Here is a 23,437-nt window from a genome sequence, read left to right on the forward strand (position 1 = left end):
TTACTTGGTGTTAATGTTAAACCATAGGTGATATTTCTTGGGCATATACACTGTTCTTTTATCGAATATCTCTGTGCTTATTTCTTTGGCAGCAGATAGGATCGCGATGTCTTTTGCCTCATCCAGATTAATGCTGTTGTTTCCTCCTAATGCTGCGGCTTGAGTTCCTCTTTGGTAAGCATAATCATATACATCGTTAGCTACTTTGGAAGGAATTTTGGGCCAGGTTCGATTGCCTAAATGAATCCCCTCTCGTCCATCGTAATCGTAGAGACTAAAATCCAATAGGTAAAGTTTATCATGGGCCTTGTAGCTATTGACGTCGATCATTAATCTATTCGTTGAAAGATTAACTTTCCCATAAACCACTGATCCTTTTGGAATATATAAGGCGGGTTCTTTTAATCGTACATCTTTCTTGGTTCTTATCGCTATGGTGCTTCCATTAACCAATACCCCTTGGTCTACAGTTTCTGCGGGTACTAATCCTACGATTTTATCATCCCCTCTGGCAGATCCCGCTCCCTGAAAGTGATTTTTTGCGGTAAACTTATCTTTAATAGCATTCGACATTCGTTCACTTGCCATTTGAGCAGTTTTAGCAATATCTTCTGGGTTAGTTCCACCAACTCCGGTTCCAAGGCCAGTTTGACCGTTTTCATATTTCATCTCCATAGAAGGTTGTCCGTGGGCAGCAGCAACTTGGTTATACGAATCCACAAAAGCACTTAGATTTTCTTCGGGATTATCGGATTGTGCAGCCATTCTGGATTGCTCCATAAGTTGATCTTGCAAGGCCATTATTCTTTGCAATTCTTCGTCTATATAAACCTCTTCAACTTCTTGAGTATTCCGAGATTTTGTTGCTTGATTATAAGCCGGATTAGCAGCGCTAGCATAAGCATCGTTTTGATATAATTTTTGTTGTTGTTCTAATTCTTGTGGATTCAGGGAATCTTCCATTCCTCTGATGATTGATTCTTCTACGTAAACTTGTTTCTCAGCATCTTCTACATCACTAAGGTTTTTTACTACCTTGTTGAGCCCAAAAATGGATTTGTCTTTTTCGTAGTTTTGAATTTTTGAAGTTCTCTTAATTTTTTTGTCATCAACCTTTGGCGTCAAAATATTGATTTTGGCTTCTGATTTATCTGACTCACCAGATGGCATGATGGCTACTTTTATGAAAACACCTATCAGCGCCATAAAGGCTACAAATACAACTGTCGCTATTATTTTTTTGTTTTTGTCCATTTTTGTTTTTTATTGATTCATTGCGATTTCCTTATCCTCTTTTTTGATCCAGCTTCTCCAAACTAGCAGTGGGTCTACTCTTTTCCCTTTGAGCCATATTTCGTAGTGCAGGTGTGGGCCGGTTACTCTTCCGGTATCTCCAACCAAACCGATGAGTTGCCCTTGTTTTATAGTATCCCCTTTCTTTACCATTTTAATCCATAGGTGACCATATAGTGTTTTGATCTCTTCGCCGTGAGCTAGTAGAATTCGATTTCCATAACCTTTAACAAAATCAGCCTTTTCTACGGTTCCGTTAGCAGCGGCAAATACAGGCTTCCCCTTTGTGGCTACCAGATCGATGCCCTGATGTAGTCTGTTTTCTTTAAGAATCGGATGGTTTCGAAATCCATATGGTGAAGAAACAGTTACAAAATCGTTCTTATCCAATGGGAAATAAACCGGAATGTTCTCATACTTTTTTACTGTAGCGGTTTGTGCGGCTATGGTAGCTACGCAGAACATGAGTAGCAATAGGCAAACACCATATGTTGCTTTACAATTTTTCATCTTTTTTCTCCTTTGTTTTTTTATGCAGTTTCAGATACAGTATTGGTTTCGTTTTCCTGAGCAAACTCAATATTGTATAGTTCGGTGGCGACGAGGATATCAATCTCTTCCACGATTCTGTTGAAGTTGCCATCCATTAAACTATCCACGTCATCATCTTCATCCAATACTTTTGGAATGGCTGTTTTTATAGCATCCGTACGTTTATCTATTTGTATTTTCCCTCTGAATATTTTTCGATTAATCTCTTCTCCAAAGTTGTCGGCCACTATACCTACAAACTCTCCTTGGGATAATTGCGAAAGCGTAGCCACTGGCATTACATATTCCAGATTTTCGCTAATGCTATAAGAGGTAGCACTGGTATCTACAGATACACTTTTCATTTTTTGCTTTTTCTTACCAAATACCTCTTGTAGTTTGGTAGCTGTTTCGCTTCTAACCGATCCACTAAAAATGTTTCCTACAATATTGAAGATGGTTTCGGCGATTTTATCTCCATAGTCTCTTTTTAACTGCTCTAGATCTTGCATCCCAATAGTCGTAGATATTTTGTTGGATCTTGCCGTTGCAATCAAGTTGTCTAATCCCATAAAATACATGGTTGGCAACTCATCAATGATCACAGAACAGGGTTGTCTGTTTTGCTGATTGATCTTTTTTAATATCTGTGTAGCAATCAAACCTAAGGCTGGTGAATTTGTGGTTTGCGTAGCTGGCGAATTGGCCAGAATCATGATCGAAGGCTCCTTGGGATTGTTGATTTCTAAAGGGACATTTAGTTCTGGATACACATTATTACCCATTACCCAGAACAATTCTTTGGTAGCTAGTTGTGATAGCGGAATTCTGGCTGATGCGGTTTGTCCGGATAACTGCTCAAATGCTTCTTTTTCGAGTGCGTCAGCAAACGGTGTCATAAAGAATTTGAGCTCTTTGTACTCTCCAAATATTTTGAAGACCTTTTCATCTGGACAAGCAGCCAATGTTATGGCATGTGGTAGTGTGCAGTATTTACCATCCTCATATATCTTTAAGAAATAGATACAAGAAGCGAAGTAAGAGATAGCGGATTGCGCAAAGAAATCCTTTTGAGTAATCCACTCTTTATTGAGGTTGTATAATACAGTTTGTGCTGCTTCAATCGCATCTGCCGCTTTATTGATCAAATCGGGACTGATCGGGTTTACGAAGTTCGAACGTTCGATATCATCCAGTGAGATAACACTGAAATCGGGTTCTATGTCATATTGTTCTTTATAGTATTGAAAAAAAGCATAGGTTTCTTTGGCTAATGATGGGAATTTGAAATCATATACCAGCATGGTAAATTTCTTTTGAATATGCTGTCTGATGTATTCTTCTATAACAGAGTATGATTTTCCCGAACCTGGAGTTCCTAATACCATAGTAGCTCTAAAAGGATTCACCACGTTTACCACTCCGTTACTCGTCTTAAAGTTTACAGAATACGGGTTCTCCATCACATCTTTTTCTTGCTTGAAGATGAGGTTCTTCTCATTAAACTCATCCTTTTGGCCATAGAAATCAAAATGCCTTCTGAAGTTGATAAACCCCCAAATAAATGCTACAAAAGAAACAACTGTAAGTCCTAAGTTTAGGAAAATTGGAGTGGGTATTGAAGGGGTTAAAACAAATACGATAACCCCAATTGCTAGACCAATAATATAATATTTGATCTGATGATTGCCTTCTGGTTTCTTTTTGACTTGAAATCCTAAGGAAGCGAAAGCAAATAATAAAATACAAACGAACCTTGTAAATACAGAAGATTGTAAAACAGGTGCCTTACTATAAATGCTAATTAGAATATTGTTCAGGTAACTATTCACTAATCCTTTGTCTACAAAGAAATCCAGATAACTACCGTAAATATCAGCCGATAGCATTGCCAAGCACACTACGAAAGCAAAGATGATGATGATGTCTATGGATAGTTTACCGTCTTTCATGATGTGATATTATTATATTAGTTGTCAGTGTTTTACGGTGTAAAATTAGTCCAGATGTATGGGTCTAGGTAATGAAAATGAGTAAGTGTCCGATTGAGTTGATAAGTGGTTTATTACAATCTATAAATGTATTTTTTGGATAAATAAGTGATAGATACTTTTGTCGAATGTGTATAAACAGAAAAGCCGAATCAACTGATTCGGCTTTTCTGTTGTAGTGTGGACGGAGAATCTTTCTTCGGCTCGTACCTTGTGTCACTTTGAGCAAAGTCGAAGCGCTCAGGATAAACTTTTCGTCTCTCTAAGTAGTATTTAACTTTTGGGTATAAAAAAAGCTCCTCAAAAAAGAGAAGCTTTTCTTCGGTGCGGGCGGAGAGACTCGAACTCTCACACCTCGCGGCACTAGATCCTAAGTCTAGCGTGTCTACCAATTCCACCACGCCCGCATTTTTAATTTTGTACCCCTTAGGACTCGGTACAAAAAGTCTCACTTTTATTAGTAAGCGGGTGCAAATATAAACAATACTTTTAAAATAAAAACAACCTTCTCAAAAAATATAAAGTTTTAGTACTTTTAGGCCTTAATTAACTCAATTTCATGCAAAATATAAATTCATACGTTCAAGAGCATAAGGATCGATTTGTAGACGAACTTGTTTCCTTGCTTAAGATTCCATCGATCAGCGCAGATTCTGCCTACGAAAAGGATGTGATAAAAACTGCTCAGGAGATCAAAAATAGTCTTGAAAACGCAGGATGTGATAAAGTAGAGATTTGTGAAACTCCCGGATATCCTATCGTATATGGAGAAAAAATAATTGACAAAAACCTTCCAACTGTATTGGTGTATGGACATTATGATGTGCAACCACCAGATCCATTAGACCTATGGGATAGTCCTCCATTTGAGCCTGTGATAAAACCAACAGATATTCATCCCGAAGGAGCAATTTTTGCTCGTGGTTCTTGTGATGATAAGGGGCAGATGTATATGCATGTAAAAGCATTGGAGTTCATGACCAAAACTGATCAATTACCTTGTAACGTCAAGTTCATGATCGAAGGTGAAGAGGAAGTAGGTAGCAAAAGTTTAGGATGGTTTGTAGAGAGAAATCAAGACAAACTAGCCAACGATGTTATTTTGATCAGCGATACAGGAATGATCGCAAAGGATGTTCCGTCTATAACAACAGGATTAAGAGGACTAAGTTATGTTGAGGTTGAGGTTACAGGACCTAATAGAGATTTGCATAGTGGATTATATGGAGGAGCAGTGGCGAATCCGATCAATGTGTTGACCAAAATGATTGCCTCATTACATGACGAAAATAATCATATTACCATACCAGGGTTTTATGACAAGGTAGAGGAGTTATCAAAAGAAGAAAGAGCTGAAATGGCTAAGGCACCTTTTTCTATTGATGCTTATAAAAACGCATTAGCGATTAATGATGTATATGGTGAGGAGGGATATACTACAAACGAGCGCAACTCGATTCGCCCTACACTAGATGTAAATGGAATTTGGGGAGGATATACGGGCGAAGGAGCCAAAACTGTAATTGCAAGTAAGGCTTACGCCAAAATTTCGATGCGATTAGTGCCTAACCAGGATTGGGAAGAGATCACTGAGTTATTCGCAAAACATTTTGAAAGCATTGCTCCTGAAGCGGTAACCGTAAAAGTGACACCACACCATGGAGGTCAGGGATATGTTACGCCAATTGATAATATCGGATATCAAGCTGCTAGTAAGGCCTATCAGGATACTTTTGGTACTACTCCGATTCCACAAAGAAGCGGAGGTAGTATTCCTATCGTTTCACTATTCGAGAAAGAACTAAAAAGTAAAACCATTTTGATGGGATTTGGTCTGAATAGTGATGCTATTCATTCTCCAAATGAACATTTTGGAGTATGGAACTATCTAAAAGGAATAGAAACGATTCCGTTGTTTTATAAATATTTTACAGAACTAAGTAAATAGTAACCTTTTTAAGGATATCATCAACATAAAACCACTCAAAATGAGTGGTTTTTTTCATTTAAGATTTGGAAACTTAATTTTTTATTCTACATTTGTAGAGTTAATTCTAATTTAGTAGAGCAATGCAATTATCCAAAGCCGAAGAACAACTGATGAAATACTTATGGAAGTTAGAAAAGGCATTTATGAAAGATTTGCTGGATGCTTTTCCCGAACCTAAACCGGCAACAACTACTGTAGCAACATTGCTTAAAAGAATGAAAGACAAAGGTTTTGTGGATTATACGCTCTACGGAAAATCAAGAGAATACTATCCTTTGGTAAAAAAGACCGATTACTTTTCGAAGCATGTTAATGGATTGATTAAGAATTTTTTCAATAATTCTGCTTCTCAGTTTGCCTCTTTTTTTACTGAAGAGACGAACTTATCAACTTCAGAATTAGAGGAGCTTAAAAAGATTGTAGACCAACAACTTCAAAAACAGAAAAAATGATAGCATATATCCTTAAATCTACGCTTTGCTTAGTGCTGTTATGGGCTTTCTATCGATGGTTTCTGGAGAAAGAAAGTATGCACGTTTTAAAACGCTTTTACCTTTTGTTTAGTTTGGTTTTTGCATATACGATCCCATTAATCACAATTACATATACGGTAGATGTTGTAGCCGATCAAGAAGCCCTTGTCGCTCCTACAGCATCGTATATCTATCTGGAAGATGTTCCACAGCAAGTAGCGCCTTCTATTAATTATTGGCCTATTGTATTATGGACATTGTATGGGATCGGTGCTCTTATTTTTGGTGCCAGATTTCTATTGAATTTGAGGAGGATGGTTAAAAAAATTACCACTAATGAACAACTAAAAACACCTTCGTTTATCCATGTTTTATTGGGTAATACAGTAGTTCCTCATTCTTTTTGGAGTTACATTTTTGTACCAGGAAGAGCATTTAAAGAAAACAAAATCCCCAAAGAGGTCTTACTACATGAACAAACTCATGTAGCACAAAAGCACACGCTCGATATCTTATTTGTTGAGATCATGCAAGTTATATTTTGGTTTAACCCAATGTGGTATTGGATCAAAAGAGCAATAAAATTAAATCACGAATTCCTGGCAGACCAAAGTGTACTGCATCAAGGAGATTCTTTAATAAAATATATAGACCTACTCGTTAGGTATAATAGCAGTCCTAATCACACTGTACTAGCGAGTTCAATCAATTATTCATTAACCAAAAAACGAATCGTTATGATGTCACAACAATTTTCTAGAACGAAAGCAGCGACAAAGCTGTTGCTGATTTTACCCCTTTTGTTTGGGTGTATGCTGTTATTTACTAATGAAATTGTAGCCCAACAAAGAAATGTCAATTATTCCAAAACCGTTCAGGATAATGATTCTGATAAACAAATAAAGATAAAAGTAACAGGAAACCAAATCACGGTAAACGGGAAGGTTACTAGTATCTCCAATTTTGCTACGGTTATTGATAATACCACCAAACAATGGAAAGATGACGAGTTGAAAGGGTTTAATTTTGATGTGAAATTACAAAATGCTAATGATGATTTTATCGTGGCATTAAACAAAGAGTATAAAAAAACTAGGTTATATCAATCCAATCCGGATCATGATTTAATCCCACCAGCTCCACCATTACCTCCTGCACCAATAGTGCGCAAAGGAGAAGCAAGTGCGATTCCACCGCCTCCAAAAGAGGCTAAAAGGATAAAACGTAGTGGACCACCAGAGCCACCAACACCTTCAGCAGCTCCAACTCCATCTTCAGATTCTCAGGTTTTTGAAGGTAGTGAAGAAGAGGAGATGTTGGCCGAAATTGAAGAAGCGGAAGAGGAAGAAGAGCGAAGAGCTGAAGAGATAAAAGAAGCCACGGCTTCTTTTAATGAAGAAGAAGCTAGAGAAGCACGTGAAAGGGTAAGTGCAATAGCGCAAGAAGTAGCACGTAGAGTAAGTGAAGAGCAGTACGCAGCCGGCATTGAGGGGGATCGAGAAAGAGCTAGAATAGGCAGAGAGGCAGCAGCAGAAGCTAGAGCTGCGGTGTTGGAAATAAGCAGAAGATCTAAAGAAAGAATTAGAGAGCAGAGAGCCCAGCAACAAGAAATTTTGATGAAAGCTCAAGAAGAAGCAAGAAAAGCTGTTATGATTGCTCAGGAACATGCTTTGAAAGCACAACGAGATGCAGAAAGAGCAAGAGAGCGAGCCATGAAACAAGCTATGGAGTCTAGAAAAGAAGCCATGTTCCAGGCAGAAAAGGCGAGAGAACAAGCCATGAAACAAGCTTTGATGGCAAGAGAAGAAGCAGAAAAAGCAAGAGCAATGGCTATGGAGCAAGTAAGGAAAGATAGAGAAGTGGTAGCCAAAGAGCGAGAGCAATTAAGAGCCGAAGCTAGAAAAAATTTGGAAGAAGCTCGTAAAGAGGCTGAAAAAGCTCGTAAAAAGGCAAGAAAAGAGTTGAAAAGAGCTAAATCCAAAGCCAGAAAAGATAATAACCGCTAAAACGCTTGATTTATTTTTATAGCCGCATATAATTTTTAACTCCCTTTTGGGAGTTTTTTTGTGCAACATTTACTTATAAATCAGCGTTATACCTAGTATCAATCAAAAAACCCTTAGATGATGTTAAAGAGATTTTTTATTTTATGCTCGGGAGCAGATACTGCTATTTTAGAAAATTGTGCTAATGGAGAACAGAACAAGTATGCTGGTATAGGAGCTACTGTTTTTTTTACTGCAGTAATGGCTTCTATTGCTGCGAGTTATGCACTGTATACTGTTTTTGATAATTATTTTACCGCAGCTTTTTTTGGGCTGATTTGGGGATTGTTAATCTTCAATCTGGATAGATTTATAGTATCCACTATCAAAAAAAAGGACAACTTTCTGGATGAACTGCTACAAGCATCCCCTAGAATAATTTTGGCAATAATCATCGCCATTGTCATTTCAAAACCATTGGAATTGAAAATTTTCGAGAAAGAAATAGATCGCGTGTTATTAGAGCAGAAGAATGACTATACTCTTGCCAACAAAGAACAAATCGCAACTCAATTTACTCCGGTGATTAATGGAATCGATCAGGAAATTGGAGCCCTAAAAGGAGAAATTACAACCAAGGAAACTGAAGTTAATGACTTATACGAAACCTATATTGCCGAAGCTGAGGGCCGAAAAGGAACTGAGATTGTAGGTAAAGGTCCAGTGTATAAGGAAAAAAGAGAAAAGCACGATGCTGCCCTAGAAGAACTAGTAGCACTTAAAAAGAGTAATGCCGAGAAAATAGCTACGCTAGAAAGTCAAAAAGTGCAGCTAGCTACCGAGTACGAAACTCAGGTAGATAACTCACAACCTATTATCGATAACTTTGATGGATTGATGGCAAGGATCAACGCGCTTAACGAATTACCGTGGTTGCCCTCATTCTTTATATTTTTATTGTTCCTGGCTATCGAAACCTCTCCGATTTTTGCCAAACTGATATCTCTAAAGGGAGAATACGATTTTAAATTGCAAGATGCCGAGGGAGAAATAAGAACCTGGGTAGAACAGAAAGAAGGTCAGCGAGCTGTGGTATTACAAACAGACTTTGATATCAATGACCGTGTATACGGTGATCTTACTGAAGAGGAAGAACTTTATGCTTATAAAAAGAAAGTGGCTAGAGAGATGATGAAAAAACAGCAAGATGCTTTTTATAAAAAACAAACAGGAATTTTATAAAAACAACTGAAGCTAGAATTTTCTGTCTGGATGATATACGTCCAGATCTAGAGAAGGTTTTTTATCGCTAATTATTTCGGATACTAATTTTCCGGTGGCTGAACCCATGCTCCAGCCCATCATGGCGTGACCTGTTGCTATAGTAAGGTTATCACACTTTGATGATTTTCCTATGTATGGCAGACCATCTGGAGTCACTGGTCGTAATCCACAAGCAGCTTTTCCTTTTTCTTCCGGGGTTAACTCGATATTAGGAAAATAGCGCTGCGTAGCTTTAGCAATAGCTTCTACTCGTACTTGATTAATCCGATGATTAATTCCGGCAATTTCCATAGTTCCGGCAAATCGGGTAAATCCATCCATTGGGGTGATTGCTACTTTTGCTTCTGCAAGAATTGCGGGAATGGTGATGCCTAGGTTTCTGTCAGAATTGATTCGATATCCTTTTCCGGCTTCTAGTAATAGCTGGATACCAAGTAATTTACTTAACTGGTTGGACCATGAGCCTGCGGTTAAGATATATTCGTCCGCGGTATAAGTATAAGTGCTATTGCCTATAGAAACTATTTTTCCATTGTTGAAGGACAGATTTTCAATCTTTTCATTTTTATGAAATCGAACTCCAGAAGATTCCAGATAGTCTTTCATTTCTTTCATAAAAGTATTGGGTGTAGTATGTGCATCACATTCATACCAGGTTGCACCAATTGCCTGTACCGAGGTATCAGGATGTAACTCTTGTAGTTCTTGTTTTGATAATGTTTTGGCGACTAGTCCTTCTTTTATAGCGATTTCTGCTACCCGAATTTCTTCTTCCAGCATTTTTTCGGTTTGACAGAGCATCAGAAGTCCTTTCTTTTCTAACTGGAAGGAAAAGTTTTCATCATTTTTGATGTCTGTATACAAATCTCTACCCAAAATTGCGATCTCTTTGATGGCAGGAATTCCTTTTTGTACATTTTTGTTAGAGCATGAAGCATTAAACGCTAAAGTCCATTTCAGAAAATTAGAATTAAGTCGTGGTTTTATAAAAAGAGGACTTGAAGGATTGAACATCCATTGTAATCCCTTTTTCATGACTCCTGGAGCGGCTAATGGAATGATATGACTTGGGGATAAATACCCTGCATTGACATAAGAAGCTCCAAAATCCATCGAGGATTGATCGATAACCGTAACTTGATGCCCTTCTTTATAAAGATAATATGCAGTGCATAAACCAATAATACCTCCTCCAATAACAATACAATTTTTCATTGCTCTGTTTTTTAAAAACTACATCTGTTAAATTACTTGAAATCCATGGGCATAAGGATCATCATCATCATCGATAGTAATCGTGTTGTATCCATATATTTTGGCCCAACCTTGTATGCTTGGGATAATGGCTTTTTGATCACCTAACATGGTTTCTTGTTCTATACGTCCTATAAATGTACTACCAATGATGCTTTCATGTATAAAACTCTCTCCTTTTTTTAATAACCCTTTTGCATGTAACTGAGCCATTCTAGCAGAAGTGCCAGTACCACAAGGAGATCGATCGATAGCTTTGTCTCCATAAAAAACTGCATTTCTTCCAGATGATTTTGGATCAATAGGATCTCCTGTCCATAACATATGGCTTACGTCTCTAATTGTTTCGTCCTTTGGATGGATAAAGGTATTTGGATATTTTTGGTTGATGCTTTTGCGTAATACTTGTGAGTATTGAATTAGTTTGGATGCTTCGAAAGCGTGCATTCCTTCAAAATTGGATTGCGGATCGATAATGGCGTAAAAATTCCCGCCATAGGCGACATCAAAAACAAGTGTTCCCAATTCGGGACAATCTATCTCTAATCCTTCAGCAGCTAGATACGATGGGACATTAGTGAGTTTTACCCAATCGACTTTTTTCCCGGTTTGTTGATATTCGATTTCAACCAACCCAGCAGGGGCTTCCATTCGGATTTTTCCCGGTGTTTTGGGATGAATTAATCCTTCTTCGATAGCTATGGTGATGGTACCAATAGTTCCATGACCACACATGGGCAAACAACCTGAAGTTTCAATAAATAAAATTGCAAAATCATTCTCTGGATCATGAGGTTCGAATAAAAAACTACCACTCATCATATCATGACCTCTGGGTTCAAACATTAATCCCTTCCGAATCCAGTCATACTCTTTTAAGAAGTGTTGCCGTTTTTCGCTCATAGAATTTCCTACCAGAGGAGGATGACCGGTAGTCACTACTCGTACAGGATTGCCACAGGTATGTGCGTCTATGCATCGATATACTGAGATACTCATATTACAGTGGGTTTCGTGTGAAATCTCCATTCACCAATCTGGAAATACCAAGAGGGTTCTGATTTTGTAACTCATCTGGTAATAAATGATCAGGCCAGTTTTGATAACTCATAGGGCGTACCCAACGCTTAATAGCATGGATTCCCACAGCGGTAAATCTACTATCCGTGGATGCAGGATACGGTCCTCCATGAAGCATCGATGGACATACTTCTACTCCTGTGGGTACTCCATTAAAAATAAGTCGACCTACCCTGTTTTGCAGCGCCTCTATAATAGTATGGTGATCTGCTATCTCTTCTTGCTCTGCCAAAATAGTCCCGGTAAGTTGCCCCTCGAGATGATCGATAATAATGGTTAATTCCTCCAGATCTTTACATTGTACTACCATAGAGAACGGTCCAAAAACCTCTTGGTGCAGATTGGTGTTGTTTAAAAAGGAATCTCCATCTACTGTGGTAATCATTTGGCCTGCAAAGTTTGGTTCCAAATCACCTTGATAATCGGCTGTTTTAGAAATACCTGATTCTTGAAGCATATTTGCTGAGTTGTTCTTGTAGTTGTTTACAATATTGGGATGCAACATACAAGAAGGAGTGATCGTTAAGATTTCATTAGATAATTTATCAATAAATTGATCCAGTGCTTCACTTTTTACCCCCAAAATCAAACCTGGATTTGTACAGAATTGCCCGGTACCCAAAGTGATAGATTTGGCATAAGTAGTTGCCAAAGATGCTCCTCTTTTTTGCAGAGCTTCCGGCAAGATCACAACGGGATTGATACTTCCCATTTCTGCAAATACGGGTATGGGTTCTGGCCGTTGAGCTGCAAGATCAAATAATGCTCGCCCTCCTTTGATACTTCCGGTAAAACCAACTCCCTTTATTTTTGGATGTTTGACCAATTGCACACCTACTTCGATACCCGAACTGTTGAGATTTGAAAACACTCCGTTGGGCATTTTCGTTTTTTCTGCAGCAGCTATGATAGCAGATGCAATGAGTTCTCCCGTACCAGCGTGCATTGGGTGCGATTTTACAATCACGGGACATCCAGAAGCTAAAGCAGAAGCTGTATCACCACCAGCGGTTGAATAAGCCAGAGGAAAGTTACTGGCACCAAAAACCACCACCGGACCTAATGGAGTCAACATTTTTCTAAGATCTGGTTTTGGGATGGGTATTCGATTAGAATCTGCTGTATCTATAGTAGCTTCGACCCATGTTCCGTCTGCTACCAAATTTGCAAAAGCTCTTAATTGACCTATGGTTCTTGTTCGTTCTCCAATAGCTCTTTTTTCTGGGAGTCCACTTTCGGAAATATAGGTTTGAATTAATAGATCACCCAGAGCAAGAATTTCTTCGGCGATCGTATTCAAAAATTGAGCTTTATCTTTTCCAGAAACCTTTTTATACGCAGCAAATGCCTCAGAAGCCAGATCAACTGCTTGGTCAATTTCTGTTTCGGAAGCCTCGTAGTACAACTGTTCATTTTCGATATTAACCTTTGGATTAAAGGTTGTGTAGGTTTTATCTCCTTGGGAAGAAAGATGATTGCCTATATAATTTTTACCGGTTATCATGTTTTTATTGTGTATTGATACGTGTGATTTTATTTGATCTTATGCATTTTGAAGGGCCACTATATTTGGTAATTTTGGTCTGTTTTTTATTCCCGTTTCAATAATTTCGAGCACCTGTTTTCGCTCCTCTCCAGATAATGGTAATCTGGGAGGTCTCACATTTTCGGTCCCTATTCCTGTAGCAACTTCAGCCAGTTTAATGTTTTGTACTAATTTAGGGTTTATGTCTAACTCTAGCAATGGTAAAAACCATCTGTAGATGGCGATAGCTTCCTCAATTCTTCCTGCTTTTTGAAGCTCATAGATAGCTACGGTTTCTTTAGGAAATGCATCGACCAGACCTGCTACCCATCCATCGGCGCCCATGATCAGACTCTCCAGGGCCAGGGTATCAACACCACATAAAATTTTTAAGCGATCTCCGAATCGATTTTTAATTCTGGTTACATTAGAAATATCTCGGGTAGATTCCTTTACGGCCTGTATATTGTCCAAGGTCAGTAAATCCTCAAACATATCTAGAGTTACTTCGATTGCATAATCCACAGGGTTGTTGTAGATCATTATGGGTAGATCAGTATTTTTGGTTATTTCTTTAAAATAAACGATCGTTTCTTTATCACTAGCTTTATATCGCATTGGAGGAAGCATCATCAAGCCACTAGCACCGTCTTCTTTTGCGTTTCTAACTGCCTGTATCCCTCCTTTGGTAGTTTGTTCTGCGATATTAATAATGACAGGAACCTGTCCATTTACGATATCTACCGTTGTTTGCACCAAAGTTCTTTTTTCAGGGTCACTTAATGTACTTGCCTCACCAAGAGTACCTCCGAGAATAATTCCATGAACTCCTGCTTCTAACTGAGCTTTAATATTCACCTCAAACATTTTGAGGTCTAAGGTGTCCTGTGGTGTGAATTTTGTAGTCACTGCGGGCATTACCCCTTTCCATTGAATTGCCATGATAAATGTTTTGACCAAAAGTAGAATCTCTACTTAGCATGCAATACGCATAAGTTATCTGATATTGATACTATATTATCTTAATTTGTGTTTGTTTTGATTTTATTGAGTAATATTGATGAAGTAAGATGAAAGCACTTTCTTTTAAAATACCCAAAACTACTACTGATGCCCTTATTGTGCAGGAGGATCGAGGAGCTACATTTTATGATGCCTTTCACCAACATGAAGAAATTCAAATCTCATGGGTCATTTCTGGAGAAGGGAGTTTGATTGTAGGTGATACGGTTTCAAGTTATCAACCCAACGATATATTTATTTTTGGAAGTAATGTACCTCATGTGCTAAAAAGCAGTAGGATCGCATCGCATTCTCATATGATTTCTTTGTTCTTTACTAGAACATCCTTTGGGGATGATTTTTTTGATCTATCTGAATTTGATGAGGTGAGAAGTTTTTTTGATTTGTTTCCATTTGGAATAAGAGTACTTTCAGAAAAGGAAAACTTAAAAAAGATGTTTTTGGATGTAAAGAATGAGCCTAATAAACTGGAAAGATTGCTCATTTTTTTACAAATGCTAAAAATACTCTCTCAAACCCGTAAAGAGACCATATCTTCCTCTTTATTGAAGAAAAAATACAGTGATAATGAAGGGAAGAGAATGGCTCAGGTTTTTCAATTGGTAATGAATGAATTTTATAGAGATATTACCCTGGAAGAAGTTGCTAAGAAGGCAAACATGACAAAAAATGCCTTTTGCAGGTACTTTAAAAAAAGAACCAATAAAACGTTTTTTGAATTTTTGACCGAAATTAGAATTGAAAATTCATGTCTGCTTTTGTCAAAAGAACCGGACATATCGATTGCAGAAGCTTCATACAAAAGTGGGTTTAAAAATTTATCTCATTTCAACCGGAAATTTAAGAAGATAAAGAAGAACACTCCTACTGAGTTTAGAAAAAAGCTTTGGTGATATTCACTGATTAAACTGGGCTTTAATAGAAAACTTTTCTATGTGGATTTGATTTCTATTCTTGTATCTCTTTTGATAGGAAATACTTTTTTATAAGTCAAACATCTCCATATCCATTCCAGAGGACCAAATTTAAAGTAAGTTAGCCAAACTTTGCTTAGTATTACCTGGCATACAAAGACTACCAGAGCTATGAGTAAGGTTTGAGATGGACTCAATGTTTCATACCATCCTAATCCAATCGAAGAAAATAGCAAAACCCCAATCAAGCTTTGAGCCATGTAATTCGTTAAGGCCATTCTTCCTGCATATTTGAGAGGAGCAAGTAGCGTTTTCCATTTGGTATTATACCATATCCAGCCTATTACCCAAAGGTAAAACAACCCTATAACCACATCGGAGACGACCATTCCTTTGATGAAAAGAGTTCTTACAAATTCTATTCTATAGATTTCCAAATCGGTAAGAACAAATAAGAATAGGATTCTATAGAGATTGGTCAGTAAAGCAACTAGAATCATAGGTTTTTTTATACTCAGGATAAAAGTGTCCATAGATTGGTAGACTTTATTTTTACCCAAATACAATCCTAAGAGAAACATGGATAATGCGATCGGACTCAGAAAACCAAGCAACATCGGGATATTAGATGGATATTCTAATAACCGTAAATGTATGCCCTCTAGATATGTTCCGTACCGGATAATTTGATGCACGGTTTCTCCTGTATATCCTTTTAAAAAGATTTCTGGTTGAAAATGAAGTAGCTCGAATATATATCCAAAACACTGATCATAGAAGGGGGAAAACAGAAAAAAACCAGAAAGTATAAGAATGAATTGATTAGATTTTCTCAGCAGTAAAGTGGTCATAAGTCCTAGGATAGCATACAGATGCAATACATCTCCAGACCATAGAAATAGAATATGGATGCTCCCAAAAATGAATAAAATGAACATTCTTCTAGCAAAAAATGAAAATGATAGTTGATTCCTTTCCATCATTTTGATCGCCTGCATAGAAATCCCTAAACCAAAGAGTAATGAGAAAATAGGGAAGAATTTGGTGTAGAAAAATAGCTGTAGTATTTTTTGAGAAATTAAGTCGAGTTGAGAAGTCCATTGTTTTGCAAATTCATCCTGATTTAAAAAGGTAGAATTCATGATGACAATATTGACAACAAAAATTCCCAGAATTGCAAATCCACGGAAAATATCTAATACTTCAATTCGCTTGGTGTTTTTGGTAGGTTGTTGATCCAACGTTTGAAATTTTATGGTACTGATAAATGCGGTGCAATATATAAATAGTTAGTGGTTTCTTAAGGCTTGCAAGATCAGATTAAACCTGTTTTTCCGTAAGTGGAAATACGTATTTTTAGGGCACATTAGTTAAAACCCAAATCGGTAAGCGTAATCAATATCAGCAGTAAACTAATGACTCCCACCACTGTTGTGAAAATTCCCATTTTTTTTGATTTTGTCCACCCAGAAAGCGCAATTAAAAAAGACAAGGCAAAAAGCCCAATCATAAAGGTGAACATCCCTATGATTCTGGCGGGTAAAAAATCATCTTCGGTTACATCTTGTAGATATCCACCAGGAGTTGTCGTCATCGAAATTTTGGTCATAGCAAATAGAGCAACTAGAAAGCAACCAGCAGAAATTGTGGCTGTTTTTAATAAGCGATTTGTCAATTTATCAGCTTTTTCGGATATGATCAGATTGGCAACAATGGTTATAGAAAAACCACTTAATAAAGAACTAATTAAGATCATTTGATTGGCAAGACTATTCCAATATTCTAGAGTCATTTGCATATAGTATTTTTAGTTATTGTCGATGAAATAAATGAATTTCAATACCTCTTTTCTGGACTCGATCATTGCTTTTTTTGTTCCTTCTTCTGTTCCTCCGTACAAAAACCGATGTTTTTTGATGCCTGTCAATCGTAAAGACTGACTGGTAGCTACTCGAGTAGGTTCTCCTTCAGAAAACCATAAAAATTGATGTCCCGCATTTTCGTATCCAATTGATTTTATGGTATTAGACCCTTTGGTTTCTTCTACCATCATTTCAGACATTTCATACGATGGCCATACCAAATCTGCTTTTCCAGACAACAATAATGTAGGGCATTTAATTTTTGAAACATCAATAAATCCTTCTGACGAGTTAACTCTATTATTCAATATGGGATCGATGTATTTTTTATACATAATTTTACCTGCTTCGTCATCAAATCTTTTGATGTTAGCAAAGGGTATGTCCCTACCCTGATAGGTCCACGAAGATAGTAATGGCATTGTATCGTCTACTCCAACATGATCGGGAAGTATAATGTTAGATGGAGAATACCCTATTAAACCATCAATATCATCAAATTTGCTCGCATATAATAAAGCCAATTCAGCGCCTCTAGAGATACCCAATAGAATAATTTTCCTAGTACCTTCATTTTTTGTTTGTGCCCAATTGATACACTTTTTTACATATTCGATAGGTATTCTGTTTATTCTTTTTGGGAGTAGTTTATGGCCTTGATAGGCAACAGAAAAAACATCGTATCCTTCTTGTACCAATCCTTCTAATTCTCTGGCATGTAATAGCCCTTTACCAGATCCTGGCAAAACAACAATGATGGGGTTTTGGATGTTTTCCTTTTGAAAAAGATATTCTCCAACAATACCATTTTCTTCTACCGCTTTAACGTCTACGTTTAATGCTGCTTTTTGGCAACTTAGCAGTAATGTGATGATAAATACCTTGATTAGATGTCTCATCCCACAAGTAAATACGAAGTTTTATTAGTTTTTAAAATCACCTTCAAAATCTGTAAGTGATATATTCTTTATCTGCTTTGAATAGGTTCCAAACACCTTATTTTTATCCAAATCCACTGCCAAATAATCCGTCCAACAAGAAAAGAGGTGGAAATCATCCTTTTTTCCGAATTCAGAATCTTGTTTGATTTTGCGCGGAGCTATAATGTAATAACTGTCCAATTGAAAGGTAGAAGCATAGGGTCTGCATAGCATGCCATCATCTCCCCATATTTTGATTCTTTTTCTGGACTCATTTCCCTGGTATATTTTAACGATTTCTACCGTAGTAGAGAAAGGCATTTTTTTATCATAGCCCCGATCGTCTTTATAATACAAATAATCAGAATACTCAATTACCTTTACCAAGGCTATAAACTCTGCCTGATCAATAATACCTTTAAAACTGCAGTCACCCTGGCAATCGCAATCACAGGCAAATGAGTTTAATGATAAGAACATAAACAACAATATAAACATTCTGGTTGGTATTAGACATTTCATGAAAAAAGGGGTTAGGGGTATCATTTCAAAATTTAGAATTTGAAAATCAACATCAAATTCTAAAAGCTGAAAGTGTTTACTTCGTTTAATACTACTAAAATATCAAAAATAACAGTTAACCAGAAATATTGTGTAACTGTTTGTATATGAGTTGTAAACTAACCGTTAGTTGTTATGTGTTATAAATGATATTGCGTCTGTGGGCTTTCCGAAAAGAATTATTTAGAATAAGTAGGATACTACATTTCACTAAGTTTTTCAATACGTTCCAGGTGTTTTTCTTGTTCCACCCGAGTATACCAAACATCTCTAAGTTTCTTTTCTGAAAATAATTGTAATTGATCGCCCACATGGGCATTTCCTTTTTGAGTGGCATTACCATAAGACATTAAGGCTTTGGCTTTAACTTGTTCGCCAAACTCTGTTGCACAGACGTAACTATCCCCGTGATAAGGATAAAATTTACCATTTTTTCCCGGGACATAGTGCATAGTTCTGAATAAACCGATTTGGCCGGGTCCACCATTTCCCGGATATTCATATGATCCAACCTTTAACCTAAAAATGTCTCCAAAACTTGGAGTTAGCGAACCTATCTTATCCATTTGTTGTTTAGCCGTCTTTTGTATCGCTGCCAATATTTTGTCATTATCTGCAAGGCCATCAGGAGAATTTATGGGATCTTGATAAGACCATGGCTTTTCAAAGTATCCTCCTGTCCCAATGTTTCTGATAAGATTCATAAATAAAACAGCTCCTGTGCTAGAAGCATCAAAAGAAGCATCCCAATTGGTCAATACATCAAGGGCAGCCAAAGTAAGACTATCTTTGGTTTGTTGTTTTAGAGATTTGAGTTCGTCTTGGATTCTTAAGGCGAGTTCGGATTTTGTATCGTGCTTAAGAGTAATAAACTGATCCAAGGTCAGATTGTTAGCATCCATGATTAGTTTAGCTGATCGCTGAGGCCTGAAGTACATACTATTGGGAGCGATATGAGATGCGTACTGATCTGGAGTTATTTTTGCAGGAAATGTACTGGTAAAAGGAGGGTCGTTTGCGTTTTGGATCCAACCGCTATCAGGATTTGTATAACTTGGTAGTTTTGAAGCAGGATAATACCCTTTCCAAATATCTTTGCTGGAAGAAGTAGGTAAAATACCTTGCCATTTTTCCCAATCCCCATTCTTTTCTGGCACATGACCTCCAAAGTGATATAGAATATTATCATTCTTATCGCTGTAGATGACATTAAAAAGAGGAAGTGCATTTTTATCTAGTGCTGCTTTAAACTCCTCTAGATTTGATGCCTGTCCCATAGCTCTCCATTGTCCTATGGCATTCAACTTACCATCCATATTAGGCCAACGAATGGCAATGGCTTTATCTTCAGATTCCCTAATGATCATTCCGAAATCAGATTGTTTTTTAATGACCATTTCTTTTTTTAACGAAGCATCAGTTTTTACTAAAATAGGCATACTATCTATCTCAAACTTCTTGTATTGACCGTCGATCAGATATGTGTCATTTTTGATACTTAATTCATAAAAATCTACATTATCCAAAGTGTTCACCGTATGGGTCCACCCTAAATTTTCATTAAAAGCAATACCAAGAGTTGGTAGGCCAACTAGAGTAGCTCCATAAAGGTTATTGTTGGCTGTAATGAGATGAGCTTCAAAAAATAACCAAAAGTCATTCCAAGGAAGATGAGGATTAGCCAAAAGCATTGAATTTCCAGATGCTGTTTTTTTTCCATTGACTGCCCAGGCATTAGAACCAGGAGACCATTGCTGTACTGTTCTTAAGTTTCTATTGATCAAAAATTCCATATACATCACCCGGGTGGCATGGTAGATGATATCTACCGATTGCACTGGTAATACAGCTTTGTATTTTTCATCTATTGAATTTGGATTTTTTTCAGCATAAGCATTAATACCTTCAACAAATGATGCTATGATTTTTTTGTCCTCTTCTTCCATGCTTTCGAATGTTTTTTCTGAGGCTTCCAGTAGTCCTAGTTGATGGAGTAATACATCTCTTTTCGAATCAACACCCCAGTATTCTGAAGATTTAGCTCGTGCCTCGCCATAAAGTTTTAGCATAAGATCAGCATGATTATGCATTTGTGCCCAACCCATCATTTTATAAAGATTAGCATCATTATCTGCATACATATGTGGAATACCCCAAGTATCCCAGAGAATTTCGTTTTCGTAGTCGGAAGTAGAAGTGTTAGAAATTAAAAAGGGCAAGGTGAGTAGTATAAACAATTTTTTCATAGCCTTATAAAAATGAAATGTGATGGTTTTATGATTTTTTGTGTAAAAAGAGCTTAAAATGTTGGTCATTTAATACTCAAATGTATTAAATATCTTTTATTAAAATTCATTCCTCTTGATTTTTAGTTTTTATAGGGGTGAGGTATTTATTCATCTCCAATATTTTAGAATAGATTAGTTCCTAGCTCGTATCATTTATACTTTTTAAGTATCTTATCATCCCATAATTGAACTTCGATATACTTGTCATACTTGTATCGCTCTTCTGCTTCACTTTTTTCTTCAGAGGGGAGTCCATAAGTTGCAATCAAGTCATTGAGTTCGTTTAGCAAAAAAATCTGACCATTACAGTCTTTTCTGTACGTAGCAAGTTTGGGTTCGTCATGAAACTGAAATGATACCATACTATCGGGATACGTAAAGCTAAGATGCTCTGGATTTAGATCAGTCAATGGTATTTTTATAACTCCAGGATTGATGTACCAGGATTTTGCCCAATCACATGGTCCCAAGGTAAAATAAAAAGGATCATTTCTATTGGGTAATCCACCTTTTTGCTCGAATTGCTTTTTGATTCTTTTTTCCAAGGAGAACCTTAAATCCAGATAGTTATCGGGTCTTTTACTATTCCATCCTTCGGTGATTTGGTTTTGAATTTGAGCGGCCTTTTGATAGCCCAATTCGGTAATATTACGAAAGGGGCCATTATCAATTTCATAATAATGATATAAGAATTTTGGTATTACCATTTGCTTTTTTGGTAGATTTAAGATGTATTGTAGATGCAAGAAACAGTAGGTTAAGATACTCATTGTATTTTTATAGAGAGCCTTATTCGCGATATTTTATAAATGGAATATTGTAAGCTGTTTGTCCGCTTATTTTACAGGAAATGATAATGTTTTGTTCATTTCGCTCAAAATCAACCCTCCCCAAAATAGAACTATCTGTGATGAAAGAATCCTTATCGATTGGAACCAGTTCTACATCCGAATTGAAAGCATGTTTTGCAATTATCTTTTCTCCTTTTTTTACAAAAGTATAGGTGGTTTGTAATTCGTCGTTATAGAAAGTACCTAGATATTCTTCGATTTGGATTTGAGAATTGTCAATAGGTGTAAGTGTTACCTTTTTGGCCGGATATGAAAAGTCTGAAAAATGCCATAACAATTCATCTTTATCAAAGACCAGTTTGCTGTGCTGTCTAGGAGTAAACTGAAATGAGTTTTCAGAAATTACTGGAAGAAAGACTTCATTTGTAGTATTATGCGGTTGAAGAAACAGTGAATCTCTCTTTGATTTGATATGGATATAAAAACCAGGAAAAACTTGGTAGGTTCCAGTATATGCTTCCAACTGAGTCTTAGTGGGCTTAGGGTTTGATGGTGTCGTTTTTGGCGTAAGGGATTGTTCTAAAAAAACATCTATCATTCCGTAGGCGATGGTAAGAGGATTAAAAGATTCGTAGTTTCCGGCAACGGCAACGGTAAAATTATGTTCAGGAATGTGTAATAGATATGCTCTAAAGGCAGCATCTCCACCTCCGTGAAAAATGACCTTAATTCCTCTGTAATTTTTGGTTTCCAAACCTAAACCGTACGGGATTTTTTTACCCGAATTTAGTGTAGAAGGCTGGATCATTTTTGAAATGATAGCAGGATTTCCAAATTTAGAATTGGTAAAACTTTGTGTCCACTTGATCAGATCTTGTGTGGTAGTATATAATCCAGTGGATCCTACAATTGATCTGTTCATGGGATAATAGTGATATTGACCTTCATTTTTATAATACGAATTTGCCTTTTTGGTGATCACAGATGTTGGCCCATTTATAAACTGGCTGCTAGTCATGTTCAAGGGTTTAAAAATACGTTCACGGACAAATTCTTGAAATGGCATTCCGGAAACTCTGGTAACAATTTCTGCCAGCAAAACATACCCTGCATTGTTATATTGAAAACGCTCTCCCGGTTCGAAGTTTAATCCACGTTGTCTTAATAAAAGGGCAACCATTTCTTTTTGCCCAATCAAATCTTGATCAGATCGACCTCTTAGTCCGTTTAGGTCTGTATTATTGCGAAAACCATTGGTATGATTGGCCAACATTCTAATTGTGATTTTATGAGGTAACGCTTTGAGTTCGGGGAGGTATTCTGTGATGGGGTCATCAATAGATAATTTGTTTTCTTGTTCCAGTAAGAGCATCGAAAAGACTGTAAACTGTTTGGATATCGAACCTACCAAAAAGCGTGTGTCTTCGGTTATAGGAATCTGGTGTTCTATATTGGCATAACCTACATGGTTTTTGTAAAGGGTTTCATCATTTTTGGATACGATAATAGAAAGTCCAGGTCCGTTTTCTTGTTCATGAATATAAAATAGGCTATCTGCTTTTATTGCCTTGGATTGTGCAGTACAGGTAAATGTGATACTGCAAAGAATAGCTAAAAACGTAAGTGATAATAGATGTTTCATTTGTCTCAAAATTTAGTTTGAAACAAAATT

The 23,437-nt window shown here is 37.0% G+C and carries 19 protein-coding genes and 1 tRNA gene; 5 read left to right on the forward strand and 15 right to left on the reverse strand.

Annotated elements, in window-relative coordinates; translation table 11 throughout:
- From traM to ACXAGJ_RS10425, 4 genes are all read right to left on the reverse strand, one after another.
- The gene (gene traM, locus ACXAGJ_RS10410; protein WP_474839550.1) at nt 1-1,254 is read right to left on the reverse strand and encodes a conjugative transposon protein TraM; all 1,254 of its coding nucleotides are present in this window, start codon (nt 1,252-1,254) and stop codon (nt 1-3) included.
- Between the two features lie 9 nt (nt 1,255-1,263).
- Entirely contained in the window at nt 1,264-1,803 is a 540-nt protein-coding gene (locus tag ACXAGJ_RS10415; RefSeq protein WP_474839553.1) for a M23 family metallopeptidase, read from the reverse strand.
- Between the two features lie 20 nt (nt 1,804-1,823).
- Nucleotides 1,824-3,776 carry a type IV secretory system conjugative DNA transfer family protein gene (locus ACXAGJ_RS10420; RefSeq protein ID WP_474839555.1) on the reverse strand — a complete coding sequence of 651 codons (1,953 nt, stop codon included), beginning with the start codon at nt 3,774-3,776 and terminating at the stop codon, nt 1,824-1,826.
- Between the two features lie 364 nt (nt 3,777-4,140).
- Nucleotides 4,141-4,222: transfer RNA gene (locus ACXAGJ_RS10425), tRNA-Leu, on the reverse strand.
- A 152-nt stretch (nt 4,223-4,374) separates the two neighbouring features.
- Between ACXAGJ_RS10425 and ACXAGJ_RS10430 the strand changes: the two genes are divergently transcribed.
- The 4 genes from ACXAGJ_RS10430 (at nt 4,375) to ACXAGJ_RS10445 (ending at nt 9,505) form a co-directional block, all read left to right on the forward strand.
- A complete protein-coding gene (locus ACXAGJ_RS10430) occupies nt 4,375-5,763 on the forward strand; it encodes a dipeptidase (RefSeq protein WP_474839557.1) in 1,389 nt (462 codons plus the stop codon).
- A gap of 122 nt (nt 5,764-5,885) precedes the next feature.
- Nucleotides 5,886-6,257 (forward strand): BlaI/MecI/CopY family transcriptional regulator, encoded by a 372-nt coding sequence (locus ACXAGJ_RS10435; RefSeq protein ID WP_073318010.1) that lies wholly within the window; start codon nt 5,886-5,888, stop codon nt 6,255-6,257.
- Nucleotides 6,254-8,284: a M56 family metallopeptidase gene (locus ACXAGJ_RS10440; protein WP_474839560.1), complete on the forward strand. Its 2,031-nt coding sequence runs from the start codon at nt 6,254-6,256 to the stop codon at nt 8,282-8,284. The genes ACXAGJ_RS10435 and ACXAGJ_RS10440 overlap by 4 nt, the downstream gene beginning before the upstream one ends.
- Nucleotides 8,285-8,404: 120 nt before the next feature.
- Nucleotides 8,405-9,505, forward strand: a complete 1,101-nt coding sequence (locus ACXAGJ_RS10445) for a DUF4407 domain-containing protein (RefSeq protein WP_474839784.1) — start codon at nt 8,405-8,407, stop codon at nt 9,503-9,505.
- Between the two features lie 12 nt (nt 9,506-9,517).
- On the opposite strand, the gene ACXAGJ_RS10450 is transcribed toward ACXAGJ_RS10445, so the two are convergent.
- From ACXAGJ_RS10450 to ACXAGJ_RS10465, 4 genes are read right to left on the reverse strand one after another with little or no spacing between them, the layout of a single operon-like run.
- Complete coding sequence (locus ACXAGJ_RS10450; protein ID WP_474839562.1) at nt 9,518-10,762, reverse strand: NAD(P)/FAD-dependent oxidoreductase; 1,245 nt, start codon at nt 10,760-10,762, stop codon at nt 9,518-9,520.
- Between the two features lie 27 nt (nt 10,763-10,789).
- Nucleotides 10,790-11,800 carry a 4-hydroxyproline epimerase gene (locus tag ACXAGJ_RS10455; RefSeq protein ID WP_474839564.1) on the reverse strand — a complete coding sequence of 337 codons (1,011 nt, stop codon included), beginning with the start codon at nt 11,798-11,800 and terminating at the stop codon, nt 10,790-10,792.
- Nucleotide 11,801: 1 nt separating this feature from the next.
- On the reverse strand, nt 11,802-13,385 hold the full coding sequence (locus ACXAGJ_RS10460) for an aldehyde dehydrogenase (NADP(+)) (RefSeq protein WP_474839566.1): 1,584 nt from the start codon (nt 13,383-13,385) through the stop codon (nt 11,802-11,804).
- A 39-nt stretch (nt 13,386-13,424) separates the two neighbouring features.
- The gene (locus ACXAGJ_RS10465; protein ID WP_474839568.1) at nt 13,425-14,348 is read right to left on the reverse strand and encodes a dihydrodipicolinate synthase family protein; all 924 of its coding nucleotides are present in this window, start codon (nt 14,346-14,348) and stop codon (nt 13,425-13,427) included.
- A 128-nt stretch (nt 14,349-14,476) separates the two neighbouring features.
- Here ACXAGJ_RS10465 and ACXAGJ_RS10470 point away from each other — a divergent pair, with 128 nt between their 5' ends.
- Nucleotides 14,477-15,322 carry an AraC family transcriptional regulator gene (locus ACXAGJ_RS10470; RefSeq protein WP_474839570.1) on the forward strand — a complete coding sequence of 282 codons (846 nt, stop codon included), beginning with the start codon at nt 14,477-14,479 and terminating at the stop codon, nt 15,320-15,322.
- 38 nt (nt 15,323-15,360) lie between these two features.
- Here the strand turns inward: ACXAGJ_RS10470 and ACXAGJ_RS10475 are convergent, their stop codons facing one another.
- From ACXAGJ_RS10475 to ACXAGJ_RS10505, 7 genes are all read right to left on the reverse strand, one after another.
- Complete coding sequence (locus ACXAGJ_RS10475; RefSeq protein ID WP_474839572.1) at nt 15,361-16,584, reverse strand: DUF418 domain-containing protein; 1,224 nt, start codon at nt 16,582-16,584, stop codon at nt 15,361-15,363.
- 125 nt (nt 16,585-16,709) lie between these two features.
- Entirely contained in the window at nt 16,710-17,135 is a 426-nt protein-coding gene (locus tag ACXAGJ_RS10480) for a hypothetical protein (protein WP_474839574.1), read from the reverse strand.
- 15 nt (nt 17,136-17,150) lie between these two features.
- On the reverse strand, nt 17,151-18,104 hold the full coding sequence (locus ACXAGJ_RS10485) for an acyl-CoA thioester hydrolase/BAAT C-terminal domain-containing protein (protein WP_474839576.1): 954 nt from the start codon (nt 18,102-18,104) through the stop codon (nt 17,151-17,153).
- 24 nt (nt 18,105-18,128) lie between these two features.
- On the reverse strand, nt 18,129-18,647 hold the full coding sequence (locus ACXAGJ_RS10490; RefSeq protein ID WP_474839578.1) for a hypothetical protein: 519 nt from the start codon (nt 18,645-18,647) through the stop codon (nt 18,129-18,131).
- Nucleotides 18,648-18,886: 239 nt separating this feature from the next.
- Nucleotides 18,887-20,932 (reverse strand): penicillin acylase family protein, encoded by a 2,046-nt coding sequence (locus ACXAGJ_RS10495; RefSeq protein WP_474839580.1) that lies wholly within the window; start codon nt 20,930-20,932, stop codon nt 18,887-18,889.
- A 191-nt stretch (nt 20,933-21,123) separates the two neighbouring features.
- The gene (locus ACXAGJ_RS10500; protein ID WP_474839582.1) at nt 21,124-21,681 is read right to left on the reverse strand and encodes a hypothetical protein; all 558 of its coding nucleotides are present in this window, start codon (nt 21,679-21,681) and stop codon (nt 21,124-21,126) included.
- Nucleotides 21,682-21,763: 82 nt separating this feature from the next.
- Nucleotides 21,764-23,407, reverse strand: a complete 1,644-nt coding sequence (locus ACXAGJ_RS10505) for a serine hydrolase domain-containing protein (protein ID WP_474839584.1) — start codon at nt 23,405-23,407, stop codon at nt 21,764-21,766.
- Nucleotides 23,408-23,437 lie beyond the last annotated feature (30 nt).

It is taken from the genome of Aquimarina sp. AWH4_224 (assembly GCF_056160245.1).

Coding starts and splice junctions, on each gene's coding strand:
- ACXAGJ_RS10450 (WP_474839562.1), bottom strand. CDS start 10,762: ATGAAAAATTGTATTGTTATTGGAGGAGGTATTATTGGTTTATGCACT.
- ACXAGJ_RS10440 (WP_474839560.1), top strand. CDS start 6,254: ATGATAGCATATATCCTTAAATCTACGCTTTGCTTAGTGCTGTTATGG.
- ACXAGJ_RS10430 (WP_474839557.1), top strand. CDS start 4,375: ATGCAAAATATAAATTCATACGTTCAAGAGCATAAGGATCGATTTGTA.
- ACXAGJ_RS10505 (WP_474839584.1), bottom strand. CDS start 23,407: ATGAAACATCTATTATCACTTACGTTTTTAGCTATTCTTTGCAGTATC.
- ACXAGJ_RS10455 (WP_474839564.1), bottom strand. CDS start 11,800: ATGAGTATCTCAGTATATCGATGCATAGACGCACATACCTGTGGCAAT.
- traM (WP_474839550.1), bottom strand. CDS start 1,254: ATGGACAAAAACAAAAAAATAATAGCGACAGTTGTATTTGTAGCCTTT.
- ACXAGJ_RS10420 (WP_474839555.1), bottom strand. CDS start 3,776: ATGAAAGACGGTAAACTATCCATAGACATCATCATCATCTTTGCTTTC.
- ACXAGJ_RS10445 (WP_474839784.1), top strand. CDS start 8,405: ATGTTAAAGAGATTTTTTATTTTATGCTCGGGAGCAGATACTGCTATT.
- ACXAGJ_RS10460 (WP_474839566.1), bottom strand. CDS start 13,385: ATGATAACCGGTAAAAATTATATAGGCAATCATCTTTCTTCCCAAGGA.
- ACXAGJ_RS10465 (WP_474839568.1), bottom strand. CDS start 14,348: ATGGCAATTCAATGGAAAGGGGTAATGCCCGCAGTGACTACAAAATTC.
- ACXAGJ_RS10435 (WP_073318010.1), top strand. CDS start 5,886: ATGCAATTATCCAAAGCCGAAGAACAACTGATGAAATACTTATGGAAG.
- ACXAGJ_RS10480 (WP_474839574.1), bottom strand. CDS start 17,135: ATGACTCTAGAATATTGGAATAGTCTTGCCAATCAAATGATCTTAATT.
- ACXAGJ_RS10485 (WP_474839576.1), bottom strand. CDS start 18,104: ATGAGACATCTAATCAAGGTATTTATCATCACATTACTGCTAAGTTGC.
- ACXAGJ_RS10500 (WP_474839582.1), bottom strand. CDS start 21,681: ATGGTAATACCAAAATTCTTATATCATTATTATGAAATTGATAATGGC.
- ACXAGJ_RS10415 (WP_474839553.1), bottom strand. CDS start 1,803: ATGAAAAATTGTAAAGCAACATATGGTGTTTGCCTATTGCTACTCATG.
- ACXAGJ_RS10490 (WP_474839578.1), bottom strand. CDS start 18,647: ATGAAATGTCTAATACCAACCAGAATGTTTATATTGTTGTTTATGTTC.
- ACXAGJ_RS10470 (WP_474839570.1), top strand. CDS start 14,477: ATGAAAGCACTTTCTTTTAAAATACCCAAAACTACTACTGATGCCCTT.
- ACXAGJ_RS10495 (WP_474839580.1), bottom strand. CDS start 20,932: ATGAAAAAATTGTTTATACTACTCACCTTGCCCTTTTTAATTTCTAAC.